We start from the raw sequence: 23,356 nt of genomic DNA, 5'->3' as shown, positions 1-23,356 counted from the left end.
CCCGAGCCTACGTCGCTAGCATCGAGAACATGACCCGCTACGCGGCTTTCCTGCGCGGTGTGAACGTGAGCGGAACGACCATGAAAATGGCCGACGTCGCCGCAGCCTTCACTGGCGCCGGCTTCAAGAATGTCCGCACCATCCTCGCCAGCGGCAACGTGTTGCTCGACAGCACCGCCGCCGCGAAGACTGTGCGCACGAAAGCCGAAGCGGCACTTCGTGATGCCTTCGGCTATGACGCCTGGGTGTTGGTCTACGACCTCGAGACCGTCCGCGCGGTCGCCGACGGTTACCCGTTCGAGCCCGAGGTCGAGGGCCACCATTCATATGTGACGTTCGTGAGCGATCCCGCCATCCTCGACGAGCTCGCCGGCCTGGCCGACGACGCCGGACCGGACGAGAAGATCGAACGCGGTGACGGCGTCCTGTACTGGCAGGTGCCCAGGACGTCGACTCTGGACTCGGCCATCGGAAAGACGATGGGCAAGAAGCGCTACAAGTCATCGACCACCACGCGCAACCTGCGCACCCTGGCGAAGGTATTGAAATGAACAGCCCCAAAATCGACGCCGGCCAGCTGGACGGGGTATCGGAAACCGCGCTGATGACCCTTAACGGCCGCGCTCATCAGGCAGGCCTGCCCGGGGCGATCCTGCGCGACCCGATGGCCATCACGCTCGTCGACTCCATCGATTTCGACTTCGACAAATTCGGCCGCAAAGGTCAGGAGATGGCGCTGCGCTCGCTGGCTGTCGACGCCTGCGCTGTGAAGTACCTGCGCGCGCATCCGAAGGCCACCGTCGTCGCGCTGGCCGAAGGTTTTCAGACCAGCTTCTGGCGGTTGAGCGACGCCATCAGTGACCCGCAGTTCCACTGGATATCGGTCGACCTCCCGCCGGTCATCGGGCTGCGCGAACGCCTGCTCCCGTCCGCACCGCGGATCACCGTGCTGGCGCAGTCGGCGTTGGATTACAGCTGGATGGACCAGGTTGATACCGGTGACGGTGTATTCATCACCGCCGAAGGTCTGCTGATGTATCTGCAACCCGACGAGGCGATGGGGCTTATCACCGAGTGCGCCAAGCGTTTTCCGGGTGGTCAGATGTTCTTCGACCTGCCGCCGGTTTTCGTCAAGAAACTCGCCCCCAGGGGGATGCGGTCCTCCAAGCACTACCGGGTGCCGCCGATGCCGTTCAGCCTGAGCACCGTCCAGCTGGCCGACCTGGTCAACACCGTGCCGGGAATCAAAGCGGTGCACGATATCCCGATGCCGAAGGGACGCGGATTCTTCTTCAACGTGGTGTGGCCGGCCATCTGGCACTTCGGTCCGACGAAGCGCTTCCGGGGCGCGTACACCCTGCTGGAATTCGGCTGACAGCTCAGCCGAACGCGCGGTCCAGATACTCCAGCGCCTCCTGCTTGCCGAGCCCGAGTGCACGGGCGGCTTCCACGTAGGCGTTCGCCGCGGCGGCCATGGCGGCGTCGGCCGGATCAGCCCGCGCCACGAATGTCCCGAAGCGGCCACGGGTTTCGACGATCCCGGCGGTCTCCAGCTCCCGATAGGCCCGCGCGACGGTATTGACGGCCAAGTTCAGCTGGCCGGCCAGCTCGCGCACCGTCGGCAACCGGGTTCCGGGCGACAATCGCCCGTCCCGGATACCCGCGATGATCTGTGTTCTCAGCTGATCAAATAGAGGACGCGTGGCCTGTCCGTCGACGCGTAACCAGACCCCCAATTCCGACACATGCTAAGTATCGCCCAGACCGGCTATTTTGGGGGGTGTGCGTATCGCGGTACTGAGCGGGGCGGGGATCTCCGCCGAGAGCGGCGTGCCGACGTTTCGCGACGATAAGACGGGTTTGTGGGCCAAGTACGACCCTTACGAACTATCGAGCACAGACGGTTGGCAGAACCATCCCGAGCGGGTGTGGGCCTGGTATCTGTGGCGACATCACCTCGTCCAGCAGGTCGAGCCCAACGATGGGCATCGTGCCGTGGCGGCCTGGCAGGACCACGCCGAGGTCACCGTGATCACCCAGAACGTCGACAACCTGCACGAGCGGGCAGGCAGTAAGCCGGTGCAGCATCTGCACGGCAGCCTGTTCGAGTTCTGGTGCGACGCCTGCGGTTCGCGCTATCACGGTCCGCTGCCGGACATGCCCGCGCCCGAACTGGAGAAGATGCCGCCGCAATGCGAGTGCGGCGGGCTGATCCGGCCGGGAATCGTCTGGTTCGGCGAACAGCTGCCCGACGAGCCGTGGCAGGCCTCGGTGGAAGCGGTGGCCACCGCCGACGTCCTGGTGGTCGTCGGCACCTCGGGGATCGTCTACCCGGCCGCCGGCCTGCCCGATGTGGCGCTGGCCCGCGGAGCCGTGGTGGTCGAGGTCAACCCCGAGCCGACGCCACTGTCGTCGAACGCGACGATCACGATCCGGGAGTCGGCCAGCACAGCGCTGCCGACGCTGCTGCAGCAGTTGCCCGAGCTGCTCAAGGGGCAGTTTTCTTAGCCCGCCCCAGCGCGACTTCCTGAACCGGCAGCGGCACCCAGGCGGGAAACTGCGCCTCGCGACGCGCGGAGTCGATGACGAATCCGGCGCCCGCGATCGAGCGCTCGGTGTCGCGGTGGGTGTGGCAATTCCCGGCGAACCGCGGCCAGATCGTGGCGTCGGCCAGCTGCTGCAGCCGGCCACGCCAGCCGCCGGCGGCGATGTGTTCGAAGTAGCGCAGCTCGCCGCCCGGCTTCAGCACGGCGTTGAGCTGTCGCAGCACACCATCGGGGTCGGCAACCGAGCACAGCACGAGCGAGCACACGACGGCGTCGAAAGGTTCGGCCGCGGGCATCGTCTCGACGGTCGACTCGACTACCGTGATCGGAACCGCGGCCGCCGCGGCGGCCTGCTTGGCCAGTGGCGCCAGCCGCGTCTCGGGTTCGAGAGCGACGACCTCGGTCACCGAATCGGGGTAGAACGCGAAGTTCGTTCCGGTGCCCGCACCGACCTCCAGGACACGCCCGGACAGCCCTGAGAGATTCTCTCGGCGGAGCTTGCGCATCGCCTCGGACTCATGGGCGGAGAGCACGGTCCAGAAGCGGGCGAAGAAGGGGTTGTCGACGGTCTGCTGTGACATATCTGTGATGTCCTCCCTGGTCAGCCCCACCCTAGTCGCAGGCGGTTTTTGGGCTCAGGTGTGACCAACCTGACTTTTGAGTAACCAGCGACCTGACTCGGGAGTAAGAATTGCCAGGGAACTCCGAACCGCGGCTCAAAGATTCCTTAATGGCGACTCATAGAGTCCTAGATATGTGGATCGACGACACCAGTGCCGATGTCATCAAAATCGACTTCGACGCGCTGTACCACGGGGACTTCCTCGTAGAGGGCGACACCTCGGAGCAGTTCGAGGACAAGCCGCCGCTGGCCAACGCCAGCTAGAGCGCAGCGCCAAAAGGCGCCATCGCCGCTGACGTGCGGCGTGGCGCCCTTCGGGGATAGAGATACGCGCCTTGGTGCCCGCCTGGAATCAGGCGGGCACTTTCGCGTCTGCGGTGTTGTTGCCAGGCTCGACCATGCCGGCCAGCCGTCCGGCGATGATGTCCTCGGCCTCGTTGACGATCCGGCTGATGAGCTCGCCACAGGTCGGGATGTCGTTGATCAGACCCATCGCGGTGCCCACGGTCCAGATGCCGGCGTCGATGTCGCCGTCGTCGAACACCTTGCGTCCGCGCACGCCGGCCACCAGATCCTTGACGTCCTCGAACTGCCCGCCGCCCTTGAGGATCTCGACCACCTCGCGAGAGACGACGTTGGAGGCGACTCGCGCGGTGTTGTGCAGGCTGCGGAAGATCAGCTCGGTGCCGCGCTCGTCGCCGGCCACGATCGCTTCCTTGACGTTCTGGTGGATGCAGGACTCGACGGTGCACATGAAGCGCGAGCCCATGTTGATACCGTCGGCGCCCAGCGCCAGCGCGGCGACCAGGCCGCGGGCATCGGCGAACCCACCGGAGGCGATCATCGGGATCTCGATCTTGTCGGCGGCCGCCGGGATCAGCACCAGACCCGGGATGTCGTCTTCACCCGGATGCCCCGCGCACTCGAAACCGTCGATGCTGATGCCGTCGACGCCAAGGCTCTGGGCCTTGACCGCGTGCCGCACCGACGTGCACTTGTGCAGCACCTTGATCCCGTTGTCGTGGAACATCGGCAGATGAGGCGCCGGGTTGGACCCGGCGGTCTCCACGATCTTGATGCCCGCGTCGACGATCACCCGGCGGTACTCGTCATACGGCGGCGGGTTGATGGCCGGCAGGATCGTCAGGTTCACCCCGAACGGCTTGTCGGTCATGTCCCGGGTGCGCGCGATCTCATTCGCGAGATCCGCAGGCGTCGGCTGCGTGAGCGCGGTAATAAACCCGAGTCCGCCCGCATTGGCAACGGCGGCAACGAGTTCCGCGCGACCGACCCATTGCATACCGCCCTGTGCGATCGGGTGCTCGACACCGAAGGTCTCGGTGAACTTCGTCTTGATCGTCATCTGCCTACCTCGGAGCCATCCGGATCGCGCCGTCCAGGCGGATCACTTCGCCGTTGAGCATGGGGTTCTCGACGATGTGGACGGCGAGCGCACCGTACTCGTCGGGGTCACCGAGGCGGGCCGGGTGCGGCACCTGCTGCCCGAGCGACTTCTGCGCCTCTTCGGGCAGCGAGCCCAGCAGCGGGGTCTTGAACAGGCCGGGGGCGATGGTGCACACGCGGATCAGGCTGCGCGACAGGTCGCGCGCGATCGGCAGCGTCATGCCGACCACACCGCCCTTGGACGCCGAATAGGCGGCCTGCCCGATCTGACCCTCGAAGGCCGCGACCGAGGCGGTGTTGATGATGACGCCGCGCTCTTCGCCCTTGAGCGGTTCGGTCTTGGCGATCCGCTCGGCGGCCAGCCGCAGCACGTTGAAGGTGCCGATCAGGTTGACCTCGATGACCTTCCTGAAACCGTCCAGCGGGAAGGGTCCGTCCTTGCCCAGGGTCTTGATCGCGTTGCCGATGCCGGCGCAGTTGACGTTGATGCGCAGCGGGCCCAGCGACTCGGCGACGTCGAGCGCCTTGGTGACGGCCTCTTCGTCGGTGACGTTGGCGGCGACGAACTTGGCACGCTCGCCAAGCTCGGCGACGACTTCCTCACCCCTGAGGTCGATGACGACCACCGAGGCGCCCGCGTCGAGCAGCCGCTTGGTGGTGGCCAGGCCCAGGCCCGAGGCGCCGCCGGTGACGACGGCTACGGCGTCCTTGATCTCCACGAATATGCTTCCTTCCGGTTGGTCGACCTACTGGTTGGTTGGGGACTATACCCAGTCGCGCAGAACTGCTTCGTTGTCGGCTCCCGGAACACCGGGTGCCGTGGGGGCGTCCAGGCCGGTCCGGGAGAACCGCGGGGCGGGCGCGGGGAAGGTCGAGCCGGCCTCGGTGTAGAAGGTGTTGCGCTCGGTGTTGTGCGGCTCGGTCTCGACCTCGGCGAACGACAACACCGGCGTGCAGCAGGCGTCGCTGCCAGCGAACACCTTGGCCCAGTGGTCGCGGTCGTGCGCGGCGAAGGCCTCGGTGAGCAGCGCCCGCAGCTCCGGCCAGCGGGTGACGTCGTTCTGATCGGGCAGGTCGGCGGCGTTCAGACCCAGCTTGTCGATCAGCTCCGCGTAGAACTGCGGCTCGATCGCGCCGACCGCGACGTACCGGCCGTCGGAGCATTCGTAGGTGTCGTAGTAAGGCGCGCCGGTGTCGAGCATGTTGGTTCCGCGCACGTCATTCCACATGCCCATGTGCCGGAACGCCCACATCATCTGGGCCAGCACGCTGGAGCCGTCGACCATCGCAGCGTCGATGACCTGTCCCTTGCCGGAGCGCTCCCGCTCCCACAACGCGGACAGAATGCCGACCAGAAGGAACATCGAGCCGCCGCCGAAGTCACCGGCCAGGTTCAGCGGCGGGACGGGACGTTCGTTGACCCGGCCCACGGCGTGCAGCAGGCCGTTGAGCGAGATGTAGTTGATGTCGTGGCCGGCCTGCTGGCTGCGCGGGCCGTCCTGGCCCCACCCGGTCATGCGGCCGTAGATCAGCCGCTCGTTGACCTTCGCGCAGTCCTCCGGGCCCAGCCCGAGACGCTCGGTGACACCTGGGCGGAAGCCTTCGATGAGGACGTCGGCCTTGGCGATCAGTCCCAGCACCATGTCGCGGTCGGCCGGGTCTTTGAGGTTGGCGCCCACCGAGCGACGGTTGCGCAGCAGGTAATCGTTGCTGGGGGTTCCGGTGCCCTTGCCGAGCCGGTCGATCCGGACGACATCGGCACCCAGGTCACCGAGGATCATCGCGGCGTGCGGGCCGGGGCCGATGCCGGCCAATTCGACGACGCGCAAACCGTGCAGTGGTCCGGCCATAGGTGTCTACCCTCCAGTTGATTGATCGCCGCCTTAACTATTTACACCTGGCCTGACCCGACGCGGGCTGCGGCCCCGCCGGGGCTAAGGTGCAGCCATGACGACCATCGATGCTTACACCGGTGTCCCGGAACTGACGGTCTCGCTCGACGGCGGAGTGTTGTCGGTGACGTTGAACCGGCCCGACAGCCTGAACTCGCTCAACGCGATCATGCTGCGGACGCTGGCCGACGTGTTGGAGCATGCCGCCGACGACGCCTCGGTGCGGGTGGTGCGACTCGGCGGAGCGGGCCGCGGATTCAGTTCCGGGGCGGGCATCAGCGCGGAGGATCAGTCGAACCGACGGCCGGACACCCCCGATGAGGTGCTGCTCGAGGCGAACCGCGCGGTACGGGCAATCACGAGCCTGCCCAAACCGGTCGTTGCGGTGGTCCAGGGACCGGCGGCCGGCGTCGGGGTGTCGCTGGCACTGGCCAGTGACGTCGTGCTGGCCTCGGAGAAGGCCTTCTTCTTGTTGGCGTTCACCAAGATCGGGCTGATGCCCGACGGTGGCGCCTCGGCATTGGTGGCCGCGGCGATAGGCCGGATCCGGGCGCTGCGGATGGCGCTTCTCGCCGAACGCATTTCGGCGGCGGAGGCATTCGACTTCGGACTGGTGAGTGCGGTGTACCCGGCCGACGAGTTGGAGGCCGGCGTATCCGCGGTGATCGACAAACTGGTGTCCGGGCCGGCTGTCGCGCTACGCAAGACCAAGCACGCGATCAACGCCGCCACCCTCACCGAGCTGGAGGCCGCGATCGGCCGCGAGGAAGAGGGTCAGCGAATCCTATTGGGCTCCAGCGATTTCCGCGAGGGCACCAAGGCTTTCCAGGAGCACCGCTCCCCCGTCTTCACTGAAGACTGAAGCGCTCGGACTGCGCTCTCGCCGCGCAGAAAATCGTTGGACGCCGCCTGGGTCCGTCGGCGACCATCAATGCCATGAGTACGAGCTGCGATACCGACGAGCCGGTGAGGACCACCGGCCGCCGGCGCGTGCTTGCGCCGTTCCAGTATCGCGAGTTCCGTCTGCTGATCGCAGCGATGTCAATATCGTTGTTCGCCGAGGGCATGTGGGCGGTCGTGATGGCCCTGCAGGTCATCGCCCTGGCCGACGACCCGGCGGCCCTGTCCCTGGTCGCCGCCTGCCTGGCCACCGGCATGCTGGTCTTCATCCTGGTCGGGGGCATCGTGGCCGACCGGGTGTCGCAGCGCGCAGTGATCATCGCCGTCGAGATCGCCAACCTGGCCGCCACCGCCGCCGTCGCGACCCTCGGCCTGCTCGGCGAGCTCCGACTCTGGCATATGGCAACGGCAGCAACGGTTCTCGGTATCGGCGCGGCGTTCTTCTTTCCGGCCTACAGTGCGTACCTCCCCCGCATTCTGCCTGCCGAGCAGCTGCTGGCGGCCAACGGCGTGGAAGGTGCGATCCGCCCGACGCTGCAGCAAGCCATCGGCCCCGCCGCGGCGGGTGTCCTGGTCGGGCTCACCTTCCCCGCCCTGGGCACCGTCACCGTTGCCGCGCTGTTCGCGGTCACGCTGACCCTGCTGGTGGCCATGCGACCGGGCGACGGCTCGCACATCGTGATGACAGTCGAACGCGAAAAGCCGCACGTGTTAACCGATCTCAGAGACGGTCTGCGCTTCGTCCTGCATACCGCATGGCTGCGCTGGACGCTGGTGTTCGCCTGCACCTGGGTATTCCTGGCGATGGGCCCGATCGAGGTGCTGCTGCCGTTCATCGCGCACAATCGGTTCGCCCACGGCGAGCAGGTGTACGGGCTGATGCTCGCCGCGTTCGGGGTCGGCAGCGCGTTGGGGGCGCTGGCGGTTTCCGCGCGGCGGCTGCCGCGGCGCTACCTGACGGTCATGTTGACGATGTGGGGCGCGGGCTCGGTGCCGCTGGCGATAGTCGGCGCGACCTCGTCACTGGCGGTGACCGTGATCGCGTTGTTCGTCGTGGGCCTCACCGACGGCGCGGGGTCGGTCATCTGGGGCACGCTGCTGCAGCGCCGGGTACCGCCGGAGATGCTGGGCCGCGTCTCGAGCCTGGACTTCTTCGTCTCGCTGGCGTTCATGCCGGTGTCGATGGCCGTCGCCGGCCCGCTGTCGAAGGTCGTTCCCGTCGAGCTCATCTTCGCGGTCGCCGGCATCGGCCCGGTGGTCTTGGCCGCGGTCGCCATCCTGGCCGCGCGCATGCCGCGCGACGAGATCGCCCACCCGCTGCGTTAGGCGGGTCGACGATGCGGGAGCGAAGACCCGCTGAGGAGCCGGCCAATCCGGCTAGTGCCAGACGCCGAACATCGGCGGCAGTGCCAGCACCATGATGAGGCCCCACACGACGTGGGTCAGCACCGGTGCCAGCACGCCGCCGGTGGCTCGGCGTTCCAGCGCGCATACCGTGCCGAGGATGATCGCGGCGAAGCCGAGCATCCAGTTCCCGCTGGCACACGTCGCGACGGTGTAGAGCACCGTCGAGATCACCACCGGATGGAACGCACCCAGTGCGGTGTACAGCGCGCCGCGGAAGAACATCTCCTCGGCCAAGCCGTTCACCAGGGTGATCACCACGATCAGAAGGAGGCTGCCGTGGTTGGCGTACTCCAGCACGCGGGTGATGGCCTCGGCCACCGGGGGGATCTCCCGGGTCACCAGACCGCCGAGCACAAAGATGGCACCGAGCAGCAATCCGATTGCCAGCCCGGTGATCACCGGGCGCTGGTTACGCCCGCGCCAGCGGATGCACCCCAGGTGCACCGGGCCGGAGAGTCGCGCGCCGACCGCCCACGTCGCCGCCAGCGCCATCGTCAGCCAATAGAACGCCGCATCCCCTGGCCTGCGGGTCAGCGACACTCCGAGCAGCACCGCACCGAGAACGAGCACCACGCACACGGCGATGCGGCGCCGGCGGATCGCCGACGGCCACTCCTGATGGGGCACAGCCACATTGGAAGCAACCGAACGAATCTCAGCCAGCATCGTCATAACAAGCGGACTTTCGCCAGCAACAGGTCCAAGCCGGTTCGCAGCGCACCGGCCAGTGGGCCGGGCACAGAGTTCAGCAGTCGCAGCGCTGGGCGCGCCACCCCGGGCGTCACCGTCGCAGCCACCCGCCGGAGTCGCAACGCATCCCCGCCGGCCCACATCGGATCACTGTCGGCCAGATGGTGCGGGTCGGCCAGTCGATCGACCGGGCACGGCGGCGGGCTGGCCACCGCGGCGACGACGGCGTCTTCGATGGTGGTGAGCCCACCTGGCGGGTCCGGAACGTGATCACGTAAGACAGTGTCCGAGGCCGTCATCGGATGGTCCAGCGATTCGATGAGATCGGCGGCCAATCCAGTCGGCACCGGCACCGCCGCACCGGCCACCCGACCGACCACGGCATGCGGCACGAAGTCGCGCACCGGCAGCCCGGCCCGAAGTTCACCCGCCGCGTCGATGTAGGTCTGCAACAACTGGCGGTAGGTGGTGACGTCGGGCCCGACGATGTCGTAGGCGCCGGCCGCCACGACATCCGGGTCGGCCGCGGCCACCAGGTAGTACAGCACGTCGCGAATCGAGATCGGTTCGATGTCGTGATCGGCCCACGGCGGCAACGGGATCACCCAGAACCGGTCGCCGACGTAGCGGACCATCTCGAAGGATGTCGAGCCCGCGCCGATGATCACCGCTGCGCCCAGCCACACCAGTTCGGCGCCGCCGTCCACATCGAGCGCGGCGGCGACTTCGGCGCGGCCGGCCAGGTGCTCGGACAATGTGTCGTCCGCGGGCACGAACCCGCCGAGATACACGATGCGTCCCGCGCCCGCGGCAGCCGCAGCCTTCGCGACGGTGGCGGCGCCGGCGTTGTCCCGCTCCCGGAACCCGGGCTGGCCGATCGCATGCACGAGGTAATAGATGACGTCGATGGGGCCGGAGACGGCGAACGCGGCCTCGATGGACGTGGGGTCATCGGCATCGAAGACCACGGCCGTCACGTCGTCGCACCAGCCGAACCGGCCCAGCTTCTCGGGGTTGCGGGTCGCGGCGATGACCTCGTGCCCGTCGTCGAGCAGCTTCGCCACCAACCGAGAACCGACATATCCGGTGGCACCGGTGACCAGGATCCGCTTCGCCTCCACGGTAGGACTTATCGGCAGTCTGGCGTCAGCGCAAACCTGACGGCGGTGTGAGATCGATCCCCCGGGGTCTATTCCGACTCGCGATGCAGATCGATGAGGTGTTCGTAGACGGCAGCGTTCATGCGATTGCCGTCCAATTCGGCATCGGACAGTTCGCGCCGGACCTTGGCTGGAACCCCCGCGACCAGCGAGCGGGGCGGCACGATCATGCCTTGCGGCACCACAGCACCGGCGCCCACGATCGAACCCGCACCGATCACCGCGCCGTTGAGCACGATCGAGCCCATCCCGATCAGCGACCCGTCCTCGACCGTGCAGCCGTGCAGCACCGCGTTGTGTCCGACGGTCACACCGGCACCGATCCGCGCCGGGAAACCGGGGTCGACGTGCACGGTGGCGCCGTCCTGGATGTTGCTGCCCTCGCCGACGTCGATCCACTCGGCCTCAGCTCGCAGCGTCGCCGAGTACCAGACGCTGACCCGCGACGCGAGCCGGACTTGGCCGATCACCGCAGCGTTGGGCGCGACCCAGGACTCGGCGTGCAACTCGGGCGTGTGCCCGCCAACGGACATGATCAGAGGTTCGGCCATGGCCGTCATCGTAGGCAGACCGGCTCAGGAGCCCTGAAACACCTTGGGGTTGCTCAACGGCGACATGCCCAGACCGCGGCGCAGGTGGTGGCGTCGTTGGGTCTTCGCCGCCCATCAGGTCGGGGCGGCCGTGGCGGCCGCCGGGCAGGCCGGCTGCGCGACATCCAGGGAACCTACGACCTGGCGTTCTACCTGGCCGCCGGGCTGTGCGCAGTGGCCGCGGTGCTGTGCTGGCGGGTGCGGCGGGTAGCGCTCTGACCTGCAGCTTCAGCGGCCGTTTTGAGACTCAAGCTTTGCTGCCAGTACGATTCCTCGCGGCGCAGCGGTAACGGGGATCCGCATTTCGCCGACTCCACTAGAGACTCAAAGGAGCCGAAGTGAGCACTCGTACCAAGTCCCTGGGCGTCGCCGCGGCGCTGGCCGCCATCGCCGTTGCGATCCCGACCGCCGTTTCGGCCTATGCCGATCCGACCCCGGAACCCACCACCCCGGCGGCCCCGACGACGACGCAGATCCCGGTGCCCAGCGTGAGCCAGCTGCCCGATCCGCAGGGCTCCGGCTGCGACGCCTACAAGAACCGCATCCCGGCCGGCGCCGGCTCGTTCACGAACATGGGCTCGCAGAACGCGACCGCGGCCATCGCCGCCAACCCGGATCTGAGCACCTTCAGCGCCGCGATCTCCGGCGGCCTCAACCCTGCCGTCAACATCGTCAGCGTGATCGACGGCGGCCCGTACGTGGTGTTCGCGCCGACCAATGACGCCTTCGCCAAGCTCGACGAGGCCACCCTGGCGCACCTCAAGAGCGATCCGGCCGCGTTGACGTCCACGCTGTACTACCACCTGGTGCTCGGCTATCTCGGCCCCGACGACCTGCACGGCAAGATGCCGACGCAGCAGGGCAGCCCGGTGAACGTGACCGGCAAGGGCGGCGACATCAAGGTCAACGACACCGCAAAGCTGGTGTGCGGCTACACCGCTCGCGGTGCGTACATCTACATGATCGACACGGTGCTCAGCCCGGGCGATGCGCCGGCACCGAACGAGGCGACCAGCACGACGAGCACGACGCCGACCACCACGACGTCAGCCCCGGCCGAGTCGACGTCGGCCACGCCGACGACGACCAAGCCGGCTACGGCCTGACGCTAGCGCGCCTTCCAGACCGGTTGGCGTTTCTCGGCGAAGGCCAGCGGGCCCTCCTTCGCGTCTTCGGACTTCATCAGCGGTCCGATCTCGCGCGCGGTGCGGGTCCAGCCCGCTTCGTCCGCGGTGATCACGCCGTCGTCCACACCGACCGCGACGCGCTTGCTGGCCTGTACGGCCAGCGGTGCGTTGACGGTAATGCGTTGCGCCAGAGCCAATGCCGCGTCGACGACGGTGCCGTCAGGTACGACCTCGTTGATCAGGCCCCACGTGAGCGCCTCGGTCGCGGTGATCGGCTCGCCGGTGAACAGCAGCTGCATGGCCACCTTGCGAGGCAGCTGCTCGACGATGCGGAATACGCCACCGGCTGCGGCGACCAAGCCGCGCTTGACTTCTGGCAGCCCGAACTTGGCGCTCTCCTCGGCGACCACCAAATCGCTGGCCAATGCCAGCTCGGTGCCGCCGCCGAGTGCGATGCCGTTGACAGCGGCAATCGTCGGCTTGTCGATGAAGTGGCGGACGTAGCCGGCGAAACCCCACTCCGGGTGCTGCGGGTGAAAGAGGTTCTCCCGCCGATAGATTGCCTTCAGATCGGCGCCGGCGCAGAACGACTTGTCGCCGGAGCCGGTGATCACCACTGCCCAGACGTCGGCGTCGTCCTGAGCCTGCTGGAGCAGATCGCCCACAGCGGTGCTGACCGCGCCGTTGACGGCGTTGCGCGCATCCGGGCGGTTGATGGTGATGAGTAGGACGTTGCCCCGCCGCTCTCCGAGAGCGGCGGGGGCTTCGACGTCGGTCACTACAGCAGCTCGAGGATGGTGGCGTTGGCCTGGCCGCCGCCTTCGCACATTGTCTGCAGACCGTAGCGAATTCCGTTGTCGCGCATGTGGTACAGCAGCGTGGTCATGATGCGGGCGCCCGAGCCGCCGAGCGGGTGGCCCAGCGCGATCGCGCCACCGTTGGGGTTGAGCTTCTTCTCGTCGGCGCCGATCTCTTTGAGCCAGGCCATTGGAACCGGCGCGAACGCCTCGTTGACCTCGAAGGCGCCGATGTCGTCCAGGCTCAGGCCGGACTTGGCGAGTGCCTTCTGGGTGGCCGGGATCGGGCCGCTCAACATCATCACCGGGTCGGAGCCGGCCAGCGTCGCGGTGTGCACGCGGGCGATCGGCTTGAGCCCCAGAGACGTTGCCTTCTCGGCCGACATGAACAGCAGAGCGGCCGAGCCGTCGGAGATCTGCGAGGAGTTACCGGCGTGGATCACGCCGTCCTCGGAGAACGCCGGCTTGAGCTGGCCCATCTTCTCCAGCGTGGTGCCGCGGCGGATGCCCTCGTCTTTGAGGACGACGTTGCCGTCAGCGTCCTTGATACCCACGATCTGGTCCTCGAAGGCGCCAGAGTCCTGTGCGGCAGCCGCCTTTTCGTGCGAGTCCAGGGAGAACTGGTCGAGTTCGGTGCGGCTCAGGCCCCACTTGGTCGCCATCATCTCGGCGCCGATGCCCTGGTTCGGAGTGCGGTCGTAGCGGCCCTTGAAACCGGCCGAATAGGGGTTGCCGCCGTTGGCCAGCGAAGCGCCCATCGGGGTGCGCGACATCGACTCGACGCCACCGGCGACGACGACGTCGTAGTGGCCGGCGACCACACCGGCAGCGGCGAAGTGCACCGACTGCTGGCTGGAGCCGCACTGACGGTCCACGGTCACGCCGGGTACCGACTCGGGCCAGCCGGCAGTCAGCACCGCGGTGCGCGCGATGTCGAGGGCCTGCTCACCGGCCTGCATGACGCAACCCCAGATGACGTCGTCGACGATCTCGGGGTCGATGCCGGCGCGCTCGGCCAGGCCGTTGAGTACCTGGGCCGACAGCTCGGCCGGGTGCACACCGGACAGACCACCGTTGCGCTTCCCGACTGGCGAACGTACAGCTTCGACAATTACCGCTTCAGCCATCGGCTTTCTCCTTTACGACGGATTGATCTTTGGATCAAAACACACGCCGTCTGACGACCGTCATGCGGGTCAACCAACCGTTCGGTCAGCCCTGCCAGATGTCACGTGCACCGGCAGAGTGTCGTCCCAGGGCTGACGGTTCACCATGTCCGCGACGTTGACGTAGCCCGTCTCGAATTCGCCAGTCGCGGCATCCACCAGCCGATACTCCTGCCGCTGCCGGTGCAACGGCTGGCCGTCGAGCAGCACGACGCGCACCTCGCCGGGTTCGAACTGGCAGCGCTTCTGCATCGCGGCGATGAGCTGCTCGTTGTGCATGTGGCCGTCGCCGAAGTTCCAGCCGATCGCCATACTGCAGATGCGCTCGCCGTCGGTGATCGAGTAATCATCTTCGTTGTGCCCGGCCATGGCGCGATGGGCCAACGTGAACAGCGCCTTGCCGTGAGTGTTGAAGGCGCGGAACGCATATCCCATGAAGATCGGTATCTGGGCGGCTTCCTTGCTGCCGTAGAACTTCTCCAGCTGGGCGGCCGGCATGTTGGCGATCGTCACCAGGTTCTGCTCGATCTTGGCCTCGGCCGAGGGCTTCACGCACCACAGTGTGGTGTCCCAGTTGCCGGCGTAGTAGCGCATGCCGGGCAGGAACGACACCTTGCGCGGCACCGTGTTTCCGAGGAAGACGGTCGTGGCGAGCGCCAGGAACAGCAGGATCGGCCACGGCGAGGTGATGTCGGTGATGCCGATCTGAGCGTGCGCGACGAACAGCGACAGCACCGAGAAGATCATGAACACGTTCCACTCCAGCGGCACACCCATCGGGATCGCCGACAGGATGCCGAGGTGGAAGCACACCATTACGATGGCCGCGATCGTGGTCGGCCACCCGCCGTGAGAGAAGAACAGCGCCAACGGAATGCCCATCTCGATGGCCGTGCTGATGTGGGCGAGCGTGTGCGACATCGGGCCGGGCCGAAGGTCCTCGGGGAACTTCTTGAAGAACATCCGCTTGAGGAAGCGTGGCCGCACCACCGGGCTGTTGGACATCATCGTGGAGATCACGAACGGGAAATGCCGGGTGAGCTTCGAGGTCGCGGCGCCGATCCAGATCGCCATGCAGACCAGCTTGGCGGCGAGGATGATGTCGACGCCGCTGAACAGGAAGGCGACTGCGAAGGCGCCGTACACCTCGCCGCGGGCGGCCAGGAAAATCACCTTGTCGCGCAGGCCGGCCAGCGCCAGCAACGCGACGACCGTGGCGATCTGCCAGGTCGGCAGCAGACCGACGGTGGTGCCGAGTTCCGGAATGGGCCCGGTGCCATCGGAGAACAGCGCGACCAGGATCATCACGATCAGCGCCGCATACAGCGCGATGTCGATGGGGCCGCGGTTGTCGCCCTTGGTCAGCGGCACCAGATTGGGCCAAGGTGGCAGCCGGATCGTGTTGGGGCGCAACCAATAGATGATCGATCCCATCGGCGGCCAGAACCGGTTGTTCAGCGGGCCGAAGCCGCAGCCGAGCCCGACGACCTCGAAGAGCATCGTGTACAGCACGGCCTTCTCGTAGACGATCGGCTCCGACCACCACGACCCGATGTCGGTCAGCCCGCCGATGCCCTTGGTGGCCAACCCGAACAGCGCGCCGACGAAGACGTAGAGCAGGATCTTGATGACGTAGAACAGGTGCAGCGCCACCGGGGTGCCGAAGCCGACCTCGGCCCAGTGCCGTGCCATCGGTTTGATCTTCTCCGCGCGCGTGCCCTTGCTCCACGTCTCGAAGTCGATGACGGGCACTTCCTGCTTCAGAAATCCCATGGCAAAAGACTAGAACGTGTTCTAGTCGGACGGGTGCGATTTCCCGCGCGGCGGGACTCGGTGAATCAGGCCTTGGCCGGCGGGCGGTAGAAGATCGCCAGCTGCCCGATGCCACCGGCCAGGCCGAGCACCAGCGCGATCAGCAGACCCCACCACCCGCGCAGGTAGTGAGAGACGTCGGTGCCATGGAACAGCAGGTAGTCCAGGCTGAACTTGCCGGCACCGGTGGTGGCGAGCGCGACAGCCGCGGACGCCAGCACCAGGTTGTACTCCCAGCCTTCCTTGACGATGAAGAAGCCGTTGTGCCGGTGCACCGTCCAGGCCGCGACGAGCATCAGCGCCACGAAGCCCGCGGCCGGGATAGGGGTCAGCAGACCCACCGCCAATCCGATGCCGGCGGCCATCTCGGTGCTCGCCGCGATCCGCGCGTGGAAGGTGCCGGGCTTCATGCCGATGCTTTCGAACCAACCGGCGGTCCCCTTGATCCGGCCGCCACCGAAGAACTTGTTGTAGCCGTGGGCGGCCATGGTCAAGCCGAGCACCACACGAAGGATGAGCAGTCCGACACTGTAGGCAGTCATGGGAGTAAACCTAGAGCATCGCCTCGCGTGCTGGGCAGGCGCTCAGCCGATGTTAGACCGACAGCGCGGCGCGCAAGCGGTCGACGTAGTCGCCGGCGTCGACGTTGTCCGGATCGGCGTGCACGCTCAGCGCGATGGTGTCGCCGAGGCCGTGCACTCCGTGGGTCAGGCTCATCATCGGCGACAGCCCCGACCATCCCGCCGCCAGCAGCACCGGGCATCCGCCGAAGGAGAGATCCGCAGGCCCGCGGTTGACGCTGGACACCACGGTGTTGCCGGTGACCGTCGCGGACCGGACGGTTGGGTCGAATTGCCGCACACCCCACCGCAGCAGCGCAGCGGGTATCGCGGCGGTCGCGGCCGCCGAAGCCCGCATCGCCGGGTGGTCCCCGCGTCGCCGCTGTGCCGCCAATTCGGCGGCGATCAGCTCCGCGCGCCGGGTCCGGTCCGCTTGCGGATGCAGCCTGATACCAACATTGCGAAAGTTGTTGTGGCTGCCTGAATCCTGGTGGCCGGCCATGGTGACTTCAGCCGCCAGCGCCGAGGTGTCCTCACCACGCGCCGCGAGATAACCTCCCAGCGCCTCGGCGATCACCACCAGCGCTCCGATCGTCACGGTCGGGTTGGCGAGCTGGGCCCGCCGCAGCACCAGTGTCCGCAGCACCGGCGTCGCGCGGGGGCGCTGGTTGATGCTGAGCAGCGGGCTGCCCGGAAGCGCAACAGGCACCAACCCGGCCTCGGTGTCGCGCACCAGCTGACGATGCGCGCGGGCGGCGGCCACGCCGCGCGCAAGCAGAAACCCACGTCGGGCGGGAACCGGCACCGGCACCGGCTGCCGCCGGCCGAGCAACGCCCCGCCCAGCGCGGTCCCTCGGCTGCCATCGGCGAACGCGTGGCCGGACTGCATCACCACCACTGAGCCCAGTCCGGGGGCGCCGGGCACACCCAGAACCCGTGGGAAAATGTGTGCACGCCAAGTCATTCGGCGAAGATCGAGTGGTTGACCGCGGAACCTGGACGCGATGTCCAGGCAGCCCTGCCAGTCCACTCCCCCGGTCTCGTGCAGCACGAACTGGTCGGATCCGACCTCGCCCCGACACCAGCGCGGGTACCGCCACCGACTGTCGTCGACCACCCGCATACGGAGCTCGTCGCACGCCTCGGCGTTGCGGCGCAGTTCTTCGATCGCGGCCTCCGGCGATTCGGGCGCACCGTCGAACGCGTACAACACCAGCTGATCACTGGGGACCACGGCCGACATCCAGAACATCTGCGCGTCAACCGCGGTCATCGTTCTGCTGGCAGCCATGACGACCATTGTCCTAGGCTGACCGGGTGCTGCCGACTCCCGGTCCCGACCGCGCCGCGCTGATCACCGGAGCCTCCTCCGGTATTGGCGCCGAAATCGCCCGAGTGCTCTCCGCACGCGGCCATCACGTGGTGCTGGTGGCCCGCCGCACCGACCAGCTCACCACCCTCGCCGAGCAACTCGAAGGCCCGAGTTCGGTTGTTGGCGCTGATCTTTCGAAGCCAGAGGACCGCGCCAAGCTCCCCGGCCGGGTCGCCGAACTCGGGTTGGACGTCGACATCCTGGTCAACAACGCCGGGCTGACCACCACCGGCCCGGTGAGCGCCGCCGATCCCCGCGCCGAGTTGAACGTGGTCGAGGTCGACGTGGCCGCCGTGGTCGATCTGTGCACCCGATTCGTCGGCGCGATGGCGTCCCGCCGGCGCGGCGCGGTGCTCAACGTCGCCTCATTGGGCGCCTTCGGTCCACTGCCGGGGCAGGCCGTCTACGGCGCGGCCAAGGCATTCGTGCTGTCCTACACCTACGCACTGCGCGAGGAACTCAAACCCAGCGGCGTCACCGCCACCACCCTGTGCCCAGGTCCGGTGAAAACCGGATTCGGCGCGGCCGCCGGAATCTCCGACGAAGAGGCCGAGGCGGCGCTGCCCAAGCCGCTCTGGGTGTCGGCCGAAGACGTCGCGAAGTCGGCCGTGGATGGACTGGCCGCCGGTAAGCCGGTCGTCGTGCCCGGCCGGCTCAATCACGCGGCGACCGCGGTCTATCAACTCACGCCGAAGCGGCTACTACTGCCGTTGCTGGCCCGCAGCCACCCGAGCCTCAAGAAGAAGTAGCGGCCAGGAAGTCGACGATCTGGCGGCCCACCACGTCGGGCTGTTCGAGCTGCAGAAAATGTCCGGCGCGCTCGACGAGCGCCACGTCACTGCCCGGCGGGAGGACGCCCGCCACCCACGGCGTGAATTCCGGTGTCATACAACCGTCGTCGACCCCGTGCAGATACAGCGTCGGCAGCCGCGGCGGCTCGAGCCACAACTTCTGCAGCTCGGCATAGCGGGCCGGCGGACGGGTGTTGCGGATGGTCGCCCGGTAGGTGCCCAGCGCCGCGCGCCAGCGGTCCGGTGAGCCGATGGCGGCGTCGACGTGACGCAGATCCTCGGCGGCGTTGTAGCCGGGTGACCAACGGCGCCACAGCAGCGGAACGATCCACGACGATGAGCGCTCAGGCAGGAACGGCAGCTGGAAGTAGCTGATGTACCAGCTGCGCAGAAACTGCACCGGCAGCAGGCGCAGTAGCCGGCCCCGATGGGCGAGCTTTCTGCCGCCGCCGGGCCGCAGCGCTGCCGACGGCGGCACCGACATCACGACGGCCTTCACGAACGGGCTCTGCGGCATCGCGGCGAGACCGGTGGCGGCGATCGCGCCCCAGTCGTGGCCGATGACGACGTCGGCGCCGGTGGGGTTGTTCGCAGCCAGCACCTGCAGCGCATCGTCCATCACGGCGCCAATGTGCTGGCTGCCGTCGGCGGGAAGCGACGAGGGCACGTAGCCCCGCATGAACGGGGCGATGACGCGATAGCCGGCGGCCACCAGATGCGGTGCGAGTTTGCGGAAGCCATAGGCGGTATCGGGAAAACCGTGCAGGCACAACGCAATTGGACCCTCGGTTGGACCCCAGCTGAGCGCCCGCAGCTGCACGGCCGGCGCGGAGACGTCAATCCAGCGTGGCTCGGTCATCGAACCCCCTCGTCGCTAGATCGGGTCGAATCCCGAGATGAGCCAGCGATCTTTCACCTTGTCCAACGTCACCCGGACGCTGGAGGCGGTGTTGGTCGGTGCGTCGGTGCCGACCACGACCGTCTGATCGACGAACAGCAGCACCACCGCATGATCGGGCTTCGCCGAGACCGACGCTGCGGCCGGCACCGCCGCCAGGGCCGAGATCTTCTTCTCCTTGGCGCCAGGTATGACGACGTTGTTGATCAGCTGGGTGTAGGCGTCGAGGAAGCTCCCGGTCAGCCGGTCGCGGGCCGCGCCGAGATCCTTCTCGACCGTCTCGGGCTTGTAGCTCAGCAACGCGACGGTGGAGTCCTTGGCGGCCTGCACCGACTCGGTGCGGGCGGTGTTGGCGTCCCGGCGCGACGAATCCTCCCATCGCAGGTAGCCGGCCGCTGCGGCGAGCAGCAGCGCCACGATCGGCAACACGCCGAAGGCCACTGCCCTGGCGAAGCTGAACCCCTTCTTGGGCGCGCCTTCGGGCGCGGTCTCGGGCGCGGCGGGGGTTTCGCCGTCGGTCTCGGAGTCGGTGAGTTCGACCGCGGTCGTCTCCTCCTCGATGACCTCCGGGTCTGGTTTGGCGTCGTCAGTTGTCACGGTACGAACTCCACTTTCGAGACCTTCGCTTCGTCGTCGCCGGTCTTCTTGACCGTCAGGCGCATCCGCCACGCTCGTGGTGGTTGATTGGGCGCGCCGCGGTTCGACGTGACCACGGTAACGGCCACCAGCACCTGGCCTTCGTTACCCGACGTCGACTCCAACCCGGCCTCGGTGACGGTGCCGACGGATTTGGATTGGGCTTGCTTGACCACCTCGATGAACGGCTGGGACCGCTTGGCGAAGTCGTCATAGAACGCGTCGGTGGCCGAGTCGAGGATGCGCTGCACATCCTTGTCGGCCTCGGCGGCGTCGATCGTGGTCAGGTTGAGCGCGCCCTGGCGGCCGACCCCCACGAGGAGGTCTTGCAGCTGGGCGGTCTGCCGGGATTGGTATGCCCGGTACCCGAGCCATCCCGCCAGCGCGGCGAGGGCGACGACGACGACCGTGCCGACGATCAGCGCGAGCTGAACGTGGGAGCGCGGCTGCTTCACCGGTGCCGGCTCGGCGTCGGTGGTCTCCTCGACGGTCTCGGCCTCATCTGGCGTGGCAGCCTCGTCCCCGGGCTCGGCAGGCTCGTCGGCCATGGTTCTCCCTCTGCGGCGCTACGGGCTCCGATCACCCGCACTACTGGGGCGAAAGGCTACCGGTAGCCGCTGTGAGGGCCGTCACGGGTGCGGCACGGCAGCCTCCAGATCGGCGATGACGATTTTGCGCATTCCGAGCATGGCCTGCGTCGCGGCGACCGCTCGGGCCTGGTCGGGGTCGGACAGCAGCTCGTAGAGCCGGCTGGGCACGACCTGCCAGCTGAGCCCGAACCGGTCCTTGAGCCAGCCGCACTGCGATTCCTGGCCACCGGCGACCAGGGCGTCCCAGTAGTAGTCGACTTCGGCCTGGTCAGCACACTCGATGAGGAACGACACGGCTTCGGTGAACGAGAACACCGGTCCGCCGTTGATGCCGACGAACCGGGTGCCGTCGAGGTTGAAGCCCGCCGACACGACCTCACCGGGGGCACCGGGGCCGGCCTCGGTGTAGCGGTTGACGTACTCGATGGACGAGTTAGGGAAGATGCCGGTGTAGAACCGGATCGCTTCCTCCAGGTCGTTGTCGAACCACAGCGACGGGGTGATGGTGGGCACGGGTGGTCTCCTCTCCAGGGCTGGCGAAGGGATAGACCGACCGGGGTGCCGAAACTCATCGATAGCACCGCTATGTAACGTGCTGTTCAGGTTCGGTCGAGAGGATGCCGGTGAGCAGCACGAACAGCGGTCAGACGGTTGATTTCCGTGGCATCAACGAGCTCACCCTCGTGGCCGACGAGTGGAACCGGGGCACCGAGCAGGCGGCGGATCGCCCGACGATCCTCATGCTGCACGGCGGCGGGCAGAACCGGTTCTCCTGGAAGAACACCGGGCAGGTGCTGGCCGACTCCGGCTTCCACGTGGTCGCTCTCGACGCCCGCGGGCACGGTGACAGTGACCGCGCCCCCGACGCCGACTACAGCGTCGACGCGCTGTCTGCCGACGTGCTGCTGGTACTCGAGCAGATCGGCCGCCCGGTGGTGCTGATCGGGGCGAGCATGGGCGGGCTGACCAGCATCCTGGTGGCCGAGGAAGCCGGCCCCGAGGTGGTGACCAAGCTGGTTCTGGTCGACGTGGTGCCGCGCTTCGAGAAGGACGGCAGCGCCCGCATCCGGGACTTCATGTTCAGCAATGTGGACGGCTTCGAAAACCTCGAGCAGGCGGCCGACGCCATTGCCGCCTACCTGCCGCACCGTAAGCGGCCAAGCAATCTCGACGGCCTCAAGAAGAACCTCCGGTTTCGTGACGGCCGGTGGTTCTGGCATTGGGATCCGGCGTTCCTCACCGCACCGAAAGACGATCCGTTCGGCCGGGTAGAGCGACTCGAGCAGGCGGCCATCGACCTGACCATCCCGATCCTGCTGATCCGCGGCAAGCTGTCCGACGTCGTCAGCGCCGAGGGTGTGCGGGACTTCTTGGCGAAGGTGCCGCGCGCAGAGTTCGTCGAACTCTCCGACGCAGGGCACACCGCCGCCGGCGACGACAACGACGCGTTCAGCGAGGCCGTCGTCTCGTTCGTCACCCGTTAGACGGGGGTGACCAGCTGGCCGCTGGCCAGAAACTCCTCCAGGTTGCGCATCGCCAAAGTGGCCATGGCCGTTCGGGTTCGGGCGGTCGCGCTGCCCATGTGCGGCAGCAGCACCACGTTGTCGAGTTCCCACAATCGAACCGGCACGTCGGGCTCCGCCGCGTAGACGTCCAATCCGGCGCCGGCGAGGCGGCCCTGCTCCAGTGAATCGATCAGCGCATCCTGATCGACGACGCTGCCGCGGGCGATGTTGACCAGATAGCCGTCCGGGCCGAGCGCGGAAAGCACCGCACGATCCACCAGGTGGGCGGTGTCGGCACCGCCGGCGGCGGCAACGACCAGGACGTCGACCGAAGCGGCCAGCTCGACCGGTGAGGCGGCGTAGCGGTACGGGCCGTCAGGGATCTCGTGACGGTTGTGATAGGCGATGGCACAGTCGAATCCGCGCAACCGATCGGCGATCGCCGAGCCGATCCGGCCCAGCCCGAGGATGCCGACACGACTGCCGGTGAGGTCGCGGGTGTAGGGGAACGGACCGTCGGTGGCCCACCGGCCGGCCCGCACGTACCGGTCGGCGGCAGCGAATCGGCGCATGGTGTCGAGGATCAGACCGAGCGCCGTGTCGGCGACGGTGTCGTTGAGGACGTCGGGGGTGTTGCTCACCCCGATCCCCCGCTCGCGAGCCGCGGTGACGTCGATGGTGTCGAACCCGGCACCGAAGTTCACGATCGCGCGCAGCTGCGGCAGTGAGTCCATCAGCGCGGCGTCGACTCCCGGGCGCCCGCCGCACACGATCACGGTGACCTCCTCGGCCTGCGGGGTGTCAACCGGTAGCCGCAGCGGAGTGTGCTTGGCCGTCAGTTGTTTCTCCAGCGATGGTTCGAGCCTGCCGACGACGAGGATGGCCATGCTG

The 23,356-nt window shown here is 67.5% G+C and carries 27 protein-coding genes and 1 pseudogene; 10 read left to right on the top strand and 18 right to left on the bottom strand.

Going from position 1 to position 23,356, the window contains the following annotated elements:
* Positions 1-29: 29 nt before the first annotated feature.
* Together AB431_RS06685 and AB431_RS06680 are read left to right on the top strand one after the other, a co-directional pair.
* Positions 30-551: a DUF1697 domain-containing protein gene (locus AB431_RS06685; RefSeq protein WP_047329271.1), complete on the top strand. Its 522-nt coding sequence runs from the start codon at positions 30-32 to the stop codon at positions 549-551.
* A complete protein-coding gene (locus AB431_RS06680) occupies positions 548-1,375 on the top strand; it encodes a class I SAM-dependent methyltransferase (RefSeq protein ID WP_047329270.1) in 828 nt (275 codons plus the stop codon). The genes AB431_RS06685 and AB431_RS06680 overlap by 4 nt, the downstream gene beginning before the upstream one ends.
* Before the next feature lie 4 nt (positions 1,376-1,379).
* Here the strand turns inward: AB431_RS06680 and AB431_RS06675 are convergent, their stop codons facing one another.
* Entirely contained in the window at positions 1,380-1,745 is a 366-nt protein-coding gene (locus AB431_RS06675; protein WP_047329269.1) for a GntR family transcriptional regulator, read from the bottom strand.
* Positions 1,746-1,782: 37 nt separating this feature from the next.
* On the opposite strand from AB431_RS06675, the gene AB431_RS06670 reads away from it, so the two are divergent.
* Positions 1,783-2,508, top strand: coding sequence for an NAD-dependent deacylase (locus tag AB431_RS06670; RefSeq protein ID WP_047329268.1), 726 nt, complete (start codon positions 1,783-1,785; stop codon positions 2,506-2,508).
* Here the strand turns inward: AB431_RS06670 and AB431_RS06665 are convergent.
* The gene (locus tag AB431_RS06665) at positions 2,489-3,127 is read right to left on the bottom strand and encodes a class I SAM-dependent methyltransferase (RefSeq protein ID WP_047329267.1); all 639 of its coding nucleotides are present in this window, start codon (positions 3,125-3,127) and stop codon (positions 2,489-2,491) included. The two genes, AB431_RS06670 and AB431_RS06665, sit on opposite strands and share 20 nt — an antisense overlap.
* A gap of 173 nt (positions 3,128-3,300) precedes the next feature.
* Between AB431_RS06665 and AB431_RS31420 the strand changes: the two genes are divergently transcribed.
* Positions 3,301-3,432 carry a hypothetical protein gene (locus AB431_RS31420; protein ID WP_096312721.1) on the top strand — a complete coding sequence of 44 codons (132 nt, stop codon included), beginning with the start codon at positions 3,301-3,303 and terminating at the stop codon, positions 3,430-3,432.
* A gap of 88 nt (positions 3,433-3,520) precedes the next feature.
* On the opposite strand, the gene AB431_RS06660 is transcribed toward AB431_RS31420, so the two are convergent.
* Genes AB431_RS06660 through AB431_RS06650 form a run of 3 tightly spaced genes read right to left on the bottom strand, consistent with a single transcriptional unit; the run spans position 3,521 to position 6,422 of the window.
* Positions 3,521-4,531: a nitronate monooxygenase family protein gene (locus tag AB431_RS06660; protein ID WP_047329266.1), complete on the bottom strand. Its 1,011-nt coding sequence runs from the start codon at positions 4,529-4,531 to the stop codon at positions 3,521-3,523.
* A 4-nt stretch (positions 4,532-4,535) separates the two neighbouring features.
* A complete protein-coding gene (locus AB431_RS06655; protein ID WP_047329265.1) occupies positions 4,536-5,291 on the bottom strand; it encodes a 3-hydroxyacyl-CoA dehydrogenase in 756 nt (251 codons plus the stop codon).
* Positions 5,292-5,336: 45 nt separating this feature from the next.
* Positions 5,337-6,422, bottom strand: a complete 1,086-nt coding sequence (locus AB431_RS06650) for a CaiB/BaiF CoA-transferase family protein (RefSeq protein ID WP_047329264.1) — start codon at positions 6,420-6,422, stop codon at positions 5,337-5,339.
* Positions 6,423-6,519: 97 nt separating this feature from the next.
* On the opposite strand from AB431_RS06650, the gene AB431_RS06645 reads away from it, so the two are divergent.
* Positions 6,520-7,326 (top strand): enoyl-CoA hydratase, encoded by an 807-nt coding sequence (locus AB431_RS06645; protein WP_047329263.1) that lies wholly within the window; start codon positions 6,520-6,522, stop codon positions 7,324-7,326.
* Between the two features lie 74 nt (positions 7,327-7,400).
* The gene (gene tet(V), locus AB431_RS06640) at positions 7,401-8,690 is read left to right on the top strand and encodes a tetracycline efflux MFS transporter Tet(V) (protein WP_047329262.1); all 1,290 of its coding nucleotides are present in this window, start codon (positions 7,401-7,403) and stop codon (positions 8,688-8,690) included.
* Positions 8,691-8,741: 51 nt separating this feature from the next.
* Here tet(V) and AB431_RS06635 read toward each other — a convergent pair whose 3' ends face one another.
* The 3 genes from AB431_RS06635 to AB431_RS06625 form a co-directional block, all read right to left on the bottom strand.
* Positions 8,742-9,443: a CPBP family intramembrane glutamic endopeptidase gene (locus tag AB431_RS06635; RefSeq protein WP_047329261.1), complete on the bottom strand. Its 702-nt coding sequence runs from the start codon at positions 9,441-9,443 to the stop codon at positions 8,742-8,744.
* The gene (locus AB431_RS06630) at positions 9,440-10,582 is read right to left on the bottom strand and encodes an NAD(P)H-binding protein (RefSeq protein ID WP_047329260.1); all 1,143 of its coding nucleotides are present in this window, start codon (positions 10,580-10,582) and stop codon (positions 9,440-9,442) included. The genes AB431_RS06635 and AB431_RS06630 overlap by 4 nt, the downstream gene beginning before the upstream one ends.
* A 68-nt stretch (positions 10,583-10,650) precedes the next feature.
* Positions 10,651-11,172 carry a gamma carbonic anhydrase family protein gene (locus AB431_RS06625; RefSeq protein ID WP_047333156.1) on the bottom strand — a complete coding sequence of 174 codons (522 nt, stop codon included), beginning with the start codon at positions 11,170-11,172 and terminating at the stop codon, positions 10,651-10,653.
* Between the two features lie 97 nt (positions 11,173-11,269).
* On the opposite strand from AB431_RS06625, the pseudogene AB431_RS30335 reads away from it, so the two are divergent.
* Both AB431_RS30335 and AB431_RS06620 read left to right on the top strand, forming a co-directional pair.
* Positions 11,270-11,430: pseudogene (locus AB431_RS30335) on the top strand (MFS transporter); the annotation flags it as partial.
* A 119-nt stretch (positions 11,431-11,549) separates the two neighbouring features.
* Positions 11,550-12,317, top strand: a complete 768-nt coding sequence (locus AB431_RS06620; RefSeq protein WP_047329259.1) for a fasciclin domain-containing protein — start codon at positions 11,550-11,552, stop codon at positions 12,315-12,317.
* Between the two features lie 2 nt (positions 12,318-12,319).
* Here AB431_RS06620 and AB431_RS06615 read toward each other — a convergent pair whose 3' ends face one another.
* From AB431_RS06615 to AB431_RS06595, 5 genes are all read right to left on the bottom strand, one after another.
* Positions 12,320-13,117: a crotonase/enoyl-CoA hydratase family protein gene (locus AB431_RS06615; protein ID WP_047329258.1), complete on the bottom strand. Its 798-nt coding sequence runs from the start codon at positions 13,115-13,117 to the stop codon at positions 12,320-12,322.
* Positions 13,117-14,262, bottom strand: a complete 1,146-nt coding sequence (locus AB431_RS06610; RefSeq protein WP_047329257.1) for an acetyl-CoA C-acyltransferase — start codon at positions 14,260-14,262, stop codon at positions 13,117-13,119. Before AB431_RS06610 ends, AB431_RS06615 begins: the two co-directional genes overlap by 1 nt.
* 69 nt (positions 14,263-14,331) lie before the next feature.
* Positions 14,332-16,074, bottom strand: a complete 1,743-nt coding sequence (locus AB431_RS06605; RefSeq protein ID WP_047329256.1) for a DUF3556 domain-containing protein — start codon at positions 16,072-16,074, stop codon at positions 14,332-14,334.
* A gap of 65 nt (positions 16,075-16,139) precedes the next feature.
* Positions 16,140-16,655 carry a DoxX family protein gene (locus AB431_RS06600; protein ID WP_047329255.1) on the bottom strand — a complete coding sequence of 172 codons (516 nt, stop codon included), beginning with the start codon at positions 16,653-16,655 and terminating at the stop codon, positions 16,140-16,142.
* A 52-nt stretch (positions 16,656-16,707) separates the two neighbouring features.
* A complete protein-coding gene (locus AB431_RS06595; protein ID WP_235435842.1) occupies positions 16,708-17,964 on the bottom strand; it encodes a WS/DGAT domain-containing protein in 1,257 nt (418 codons plus the stop codon).
* A gap of 26 nt (positions 17,965-17,990) precedes the next feature.
* On the opposite strand from AB431_RS06595, the gene AB431_RS06590 reads away from it, so the two are divergent.
* Positions 17,991-18,794: an SDR family oxidoreductase gene (locus AB431_RS06590; protein WP_047329254.1), complete on the top strand. Its 804-nt coding sequence runs from the start codon at positions 17,991-17,993 to the stop codon at positions 18,792-18,794.
* Here AB431_RS06590 and AB431_RS06585 read toward each other — a convergent pair.
* The 4 genes from AB431_RS06585 to AB431_RS06570 all read right to left on the bottom strand — a co-directional run bounded on the left by AB431_RS06585 (position 18,781) and on the right by AB431_RS06570 (position 21,473).
* Positions 18,781-19,695 carry an alpha/beta fold hydrolase gene (locus AB431_RS06585; protein WP_047329253.1) on the bottom strand — a complete coding sequence of 305 codons (915 nt, stop codon included), beginning with the start codon at positions 19,693-19,695 and terminating at the stop codon, positions 18,781-18,783. The two genes, AB431_RS06590 and AB431_RS06585, sit on opposite strands and share 14 nt — an antisense overlap.
* 15 nt (positions 19,696-19,710) lie before the next feature.
* Positions 19,711-20,331: a hypothetical protein gene (locus AB431_RS06580; RefSeq protein WP_047329252.1), complete on the bottom strand. Its 621-nt coding sequence runs from the start codon at positions 20,329-20,331 to the stop codon at positions 19,711-19,713.
* Entirely contained in the window at positions 20,328-20,918 is a 591-nt protein-coding gene (locus tag AB431_RS06575) for a hypothetical protein (RefSeq protein ID WP_047329251.1), read from the bottom strand. Before AB431_RS06575 ends, AB431_RS06580 begins: the two co-directional genes overlap by 4 nt.
* 81 nt (positions 20,919-20,999) lie before the next feature.
* The gene (locus tag AB431_RS06570) at positions 21,000-21,473 is read right to left on the bottom strand and encodes a VOC family protein (RefSeq protein ID WP_047329250.1); all 474 of its coding nucleotides are present in this window, start codon (positions 21,471-21,473) and stop codon (positions 21,000-21,002) included.
* Between the two features lie 110 nt (positions 21,474-21,583).
* Here AB431_RS06570 and AB431_RS06565 point away from each other — a divergent pair, with 110 nt between their 5' ends.
* A complete protein-coding gene (locus AB431_RS06565; RefSeq protein WP_200902701.1) occupies positions 21,584-22,444 on the top strand; it encodes an alpha/beta fold hydrolase in 861 nt (286 codons plus the stop codon).
* Here AB431_RS06565 and AB431_RS06560 read toward each other — a convergent pair.
* Positions 22,441-23,352, bottom strand: coding sequence for a 2-hydroxyacid dehydrogenase (locus tag AB431_RS06560; protein WP_047329248.1), 912 nt, complete (start codon positions 23,350-23,352; stop codon positions 22,441-22,443). The genes AB431_RS06565 and AB431_RS06560 overlap by 4 nt on opposite strands.
* Positions 23,353-23,356 lie beyond the last annotated feature (4 nt).

Origin of the sequence: Mycobacterium sp. EPa45, from assembly GCF_001021385.1 — a bacterium.
Lineage (GTDB): Bacteria > Actinomycetota > Actinomycetes > Mycobacteriales > Mycobacteriaceae > Mycobacterium.
This window is presented reverse-complemented; position numbering and strand designations above follow the sequence as displayed.